This is a genomic window from Prevotella conceptionensis 9403948 (genome assembly GCF_000312305.1).
Classification (GTDB): Bacteria; Bacteroidota; Bacteroidia; order Bacteroidales; family Bacteroidaceae; genus Prevotella; species Prevotella conceptionensis.
In genome coordinates, this window is sequence record NZ_HE999454.1 from 1 (window position 1) to 4882 (window position 4882).

The following is a 4882-nucleotide window of genomic DNA, read 5'->3' on the forward strand; positions in this document are numbered from 1 at the left end:
CAGTAACTTTGCCCTGTACTTTGGTACACGAGAGGAGTGTTTATCTTGGTTTTGCATCACAAAGATACCACACTCCTCTAAATTTTAGGCCGGCTCCACACATTGCCTTTGGGGCTCTTGCAAAGCACAAAGACAAATACAACTTGGCGAAGAGCAGTAAACAAGGCACAAGTAGCAACGGCCGCACGAACAAACCGTACAACTTGAAAGCAAAAGAGAAACAATAAACAACTAGATAAAATGAAACCTGAAAGATTGGAACACATATCGACAGACGGCAGTAAGCTGAGCCTTGATGCGCTCTTTCGGATTGCACCATCGTGTTTCACCGAAGTGAAGGACGAGAAAACGGAGTCTGTTAAGCACGTTGTAAATAAAAAAACGCTGCAACAACCGCTTGGCGATGATGCCGTGGAAGACGCAGAAGAGATGTACCAGTTTACCTGACCCGGCAAACAGGCTGCCCGTCGCGAGGCTGCCGCGCCCATCACCGACACTTTGTCAAGGTGATTTAGCTGCCATCAGTTCATAATTAGTTAAGCAGACATGGAAGAAAACAATATGATAATTATCTACACGGATGAAAGCGGCTTGACCAGATTGGACGTAAGGCTCGAAGACGAGACGTTGTGGCTTACGCAGGCACAGATGTGCGAGCTATATCAAACCAGCAAGTCGAATGTCAGTGAGCATATCAAGCACATATTTGAAGAAGGTGAATTGCAGGAAGATGCAGTTGTTCGGAAACTCCGAACCACTGCTGCCGACGGCAAGGCGTATCTTACCTCATTCTACAACCTCGATATGATTATCGCACTTGGCTATCGGGTACGCAGCATCATTGCCACGCGCTTTCGCCAATGGGCAACTCAGCGGCTTAGAGAATACATTGTTAAGGGCTTTACGCTAGACGACGACCGACTGAAACAACTGGGTGGCGGTGGGTATTGGAAAGAACTGCTGGCACGCATCCGCGACATACGCGCAACGGAGAAAGTGTTGTATCGCCAAGTGCTGGAAATATATGCCACAAGCATCGACTACGACCCGCGCGCAACGGTATCGCAGCTGTTTTTCCAAAAAGTTCAAAACAAAATTCACTATGCCATCCATGGCCATACGGCTGCTGAACTGATTGTAGAGCGTGCCGATGCCGAGAAAGATTTCATGGGCTTGCTTACGTTTAAAGGCAACCAACCCACACTAACGGAAGCACGCACCGCCAAGAACTACCTCAACGAAAAAGAACTACGCGCATTGGGACAACTGGTTTCGGGCTATTTAGACTTCGCGGAACGACAGGCAGAGCGAGAGCAACCGATGACCATGAACGACTGGGCCAACTATCTGGACCGAATACTCACTATGACTGGCGAACAACTACTGCAAGATGCAGGCAAGGTGACGCACGATGAGGCCATGAAACACGCTACAAACGAATATCGCCGCTACAAGCAACGCACCATCAGCGACGCCGAACGCGATTATCTGGAAGCCATCAAACGCTTAGGAAACATCAATAAGAAGGGAAACGAGCATGAGAATTAAACCCAAATTGGTCAGTGTATGATAAGGTGATGAAGTATGACCGAGCGGATGGGAGTTCAGTCAATTGCGTACACAGAAACTTTGAAATCCCCTCGGACGGAAACCTGCTCTGGGGGATTATCCGTTGCAAAAAAGCTTCTAGAGCAAAGGTATCGGCGAGGGGATACCCTACGTTGGTTTGCGAATTGATGTCGCACGCTTCATTAATCATACGGGATGCGTGCTACAACACACCGTTTTTCCTTCGACAATGTAAGCGAACTGTTGGTTATTAATGAGTTAATGGACGGAACACACCTTATATATATAAATCCAACAAAGCCAGCACTGATGATTTGGCTGCTAAATTAGCGGTCAAATCGAAAAAAAACGTAGAAATAATTTGCAGGTTCGAAAAAACATAGTACCTTTGCAGCGCATTTAGAGAAATGCCTTAGTAAAACAAGCTGCGGGAATAGCTCAGTTGGTAGAGCACAACCTTGCCAAGGTTGGGGTCGCGAGTTCGAGTCTCGTTTTCCGCTCAACATTCTGAATAACACTAGTTGCTGCCCAGGTGGCGGAATTGGTAGACGCGCACGTTTCAGGTGCGTGTGTTTAACAGCGTGCAGGTTCGAGTCCTGTTCTGGGCACATTTATTCAGATTGCCTTATGATGGAGAGGTGGCGGAATTGGTAGACGCGCTACTTTGAGGGGGTAGTGAAAATTGCTTCGTGGGAGTTCGAGTCTCCTCCTCTTCACATTTTTATTTTATTTAGTGACGCGGGAATAGCTCAGTTGGTAGAGCACAACCTTGCCAAGGTTGGGGTCGCGAGTTCGAGTCTCGTTTTCCGCTCTTTCAGAGAAACATATTTATCAATGAATTTATACTTAAGATATTTTGATAAGGAAACGTTAGTTGATAATGTAGAAAAAGCACTTGACTTTCTCCAATCTATCCCGGAAATAGGCATGAACATCGACTTGGAAAACGATATCCGTGACTATGTGGCCAGTGATGTGTATTATCCTAAACGTTATAAAGTTCGCCCACGAGTTTATTTCATCATCATCAAGACCGTTGCTGCTACAATGCTCGACTTTAAGCAGAAAAAGGCCGTACAACAGTTGCCCGTAAGTAATGGGTACGACAGACGCGACCTGGCCGCAACAGCTATGACGCGCCTGACGGAGGAACGACCGGGATGGTACGAAGGCGAACTGGATTTCAAACGCGTGGTGCTTGTTCCATCTACGGGCAAATACGAGTATCGCGACACCCATTTCGTGGTTCAATGCAAAGCCATGTCGGGACAAGACTGCTACGACCGCATGATAGACAACCTAAGCGAGCGCGTGGACAGACGTTCGCAATTCCCCTCACCCAAAGGAAAGAATTTTAGGTTTAGGTACTTGGGCAGATGGAAATAAACTTAATGGCCAGGGCTATATGAATAAGGTGATGCTGATAGGGAACGTTGGGAAAGACCCCGAAGTTCATTATTACGAGGCCGATACGGCTGTGGCGCAAGTTTCATTGGCCACTACCGAACGGGGCTACACGCTGCAAAACGGCACGAAAGTGCCCGACAGAACAGACTGGCACACGGTGGTGTTTTGGAAAAGCTTGGCCAAGACTGTTGAAAAATACGTGCATAAGGGCGACAAACTGTATGTTGAAGGCAAGGTGAGATACAGAAGTTACGACGACAAACAAGGCAAACGCCAATATGTAACCGAGATTTGGGCAGACAGCTTGGAAATGCTTACACCCAAAAACCAAAGCAGACAAGAGCCGCAAGCCCACGAGCCAAGCACCCGAACGGAACAGTCGGAAGAGCAGAAAGACAATCAATTACCATTTTAACATTGTTCGTAGATTTTGGATACCTCCTTTTTCTATAATGCATTCTCAGACATATACGTACAACATCCAACGATGGGTGTTGTTTTTGCGTTTGTCTTGGCAATAGTTCTGCTTGGCGTTTCGGGCTTTGCCAGTGGTTCGGAAATTGCGTTTTTCAGCCTTTCTCCATCCGACATTTCCGAACTCGACTTGGAAAAGAGCCTTAAAGACAAAAACATCAACATGTTGCGCGAGGACTCAGAGCGCACGTTGGCCACCATCCTCATCACAAACAACTTTGTGAATGTTACCATAATCATGTTGCTTAACTACGTGTTTGCCAACATCGTGCACTTTGGTCCGCGGGCCTATTGGCTGCAATTCCTCATCCTAACCATCCTCCTTACATTCCTTTTGCTGCTCTTTGGCGAAATCATGCCCAAGGTGTTGAGCCGACAAGTTCCCTTGTTGTTCTGCCGCAGGAGTGTTGCGGGCGTGCTGTTTCTCCGAAAACTCTTTTGGCCACTCGAAACAGTGCTCCTCAAAACGGGTATGCTGGCCGAAAAAATGATGGGAAAAGAAAGCGTTACGCTAAGCGTTGACGACTTGGAACAGGCCTTGGAGCTGACAAACAAAGAAGAACTGAAAGACGAGGAGAAACTGTTGCAGGGCATCATACGTTTTGGTGACGAAACGGCGAAGGAGATAATGACCAGCCGAAAGGACATTGTGGACATCGACATCAAGTGTAATTTCAGCGAAGTGCTGGAAAGTATCAAGGAAAACAATTACAGCCGAATTCCTATATATCAAGACAACACGGACAATATAAAAGGAGTGCTGTATGTAAAAGACCTCTTGCCACACCTAACGAAACCGCATACGTTTAGGTGGCAGAGCCTGATTAGGCCGCCATATTTCGTTCCCGAGACGAAAAAAATCGACGACTTGTTGCGCGATTTCCAAGAGAACAAAATACACATTGCCATTGTTGTAGACGAATTTGGTGGCACTAGCGGACTTGTTACGCTAGAAGACATCCTCGAAGAAATAGTTGGAGAGATTAATGACGAGTACGACGACGAGACGGAGAAGACCTATACGAAGTTGAATTACAACACGTTTATCTTCGATGGTAAAACGCTGTTGAGCGATTTGTGCAGGATACTCGAAGTGGATGACGAGGAATTTAGTGAGGTTGAAGGCGGTGCCGACACACTGGCTGGTCTTCTTCTTGAACTTAAAGGCGACTTCCCCTCGATTGGCGAACGCCTAAATTACAAGAATTACCTGTTCGAAATACTCGCCATTGAAGAGCGCCGCATAAGTAGAGTAAAGGTTGTTGTCCATCCTTAACCCTCCTCAATACGTCCTACATCAATAGTTTCTCGCCCCTACACTCCCCCTCTTCCCCCACGTTCTAAGCGTTTTTACGCACGTGTTGTGTTTCTCTTATGTCTTTTAATATCCTTTAATCCCCCCATTATGCCCCTTTTGCGTATAGAACGTTTA

At 46.7% G+C, this 4882-nt stretch carries 5 protein-coding genes and 4 tRNA genes; all 9 read left to right on the forward strand.

Annotated features, from left to right (window positions below; all coding sequences use genetic code 11):
- Positions 1 to 240: 240 nt before the first annotated feature.
- Complete coding sequence (locus tag BN93_RS14100; protein WP_019188964.1) at positions 241 to 447, forward strand: hypothetical protein; 207 nt, start codon at positions 241 to 243, stop codon at positions 445 to 447.
- Between the two features lie 99 nt (positions 448 to 546).
- Complete coding sequence (locus tag BN93_RS14105; protein WP_019188965.1) at positions 547 to 1548, forward strand: virulence RhuM family protein; 1002 nt, start codon at positions 547 to 549, stop codon at positions 1546 to 1548.
- 448 nt (positions 1549 to 1996) lie between these two features.
- Positions 1997 to 2069, forward strand: a tRNA-Gly gene (locus BN93_RS14110).
- Between the two features lie 26 nt (positions 2070 to 2095).
- Positions 2096 to 2177: transfer RNA gene (locus BN93_RS14115), tRNA-Leu, on the forward strand.
- Positions 2178 to 2201: 24 nt separating this feature from the next.
- Positions 2202 to 2285, forward strand: a tRNA-Leu gene (locus tag BN93_RS14120).
- Positions 2286 to 2307: 22 nt separating this feature from the next.
- Positions 2308 to 2380 (forward strand) — tRNA-Gly (locus tag BN93_RS14125).
- 23 nt (positions 2381 to 2403) lie between these two features.
- Positions 2404 to 2955, forward strand: coding sequence for a hypothetical protein (locus tag BN93_RS14130; protein ID WP_044260960.1), 552 nt, complete (start codon positions 2404 to 2406; stop codon positions 2953 to 2955).
- Between the two features lie 19 nt (positions 2956 to 2974).
- Entirely contained in the window at positions 2975 to 3391 is a 417-nt protein-coding gene (locus tag BN93_RS14135) for a single-stranded DNA-binding protein (RefSeq protein WP_019188967.1), read from the forward strand.
- Positions 3392 to 3463: 72 nt separating this feature from the next.
- On the forward strand, positions 3464 to 4726 hold the full coding sequence (gldE, locus tag BN93_RS14140) for a gliding motility-associated protein GldE (RefSeq protein ID WP_019188968.1): 1263 nt from the start codon (positions 3464 to 3466) through the stop codon (positions 4724 to 4726).
- Positions 4727 to 4882: the final 156 nt, after the last annotated feature.

Excerpts from the sequence above, each read along its gene's own strand:
- BN93_RS14100 (WP_019188964.1), top strand. The coding sequence starts at position 241 with ATGAAACCTGAAAGATTGGAACACATATCGACAGACGGCAGTAAGCTG.
- BN93_RS14105 (WP_019188965.1), top strand. The coding sequence starts at position 547 with ATGGAAGAAAACAATATGATAATTATCTACACGGATGAAAGCGGCTTG.
- BN93_RS14130 (WP_044260960.1), top strand. The coding sequence starts at position 2,404 with ATGAATTTATACTTAAGATATTTTGATAAGGAAACGTTAGTTGATAAT.
- BN93_RS14135 (WP_019188967.1), top strand. The coding sequence starts at position 2,975 with ATGAATAAGGTGATGCTGATAGGGAACGTTGGGAAAGACCCCGAAGTT.
- gldE (WP_019188968.1), top strand. The coding sequence starts at position 3,464 with ATGGGTGTTGTTTTTGCGTTTGTCTTGGCAATAGTTCTGCTTGGCGTT.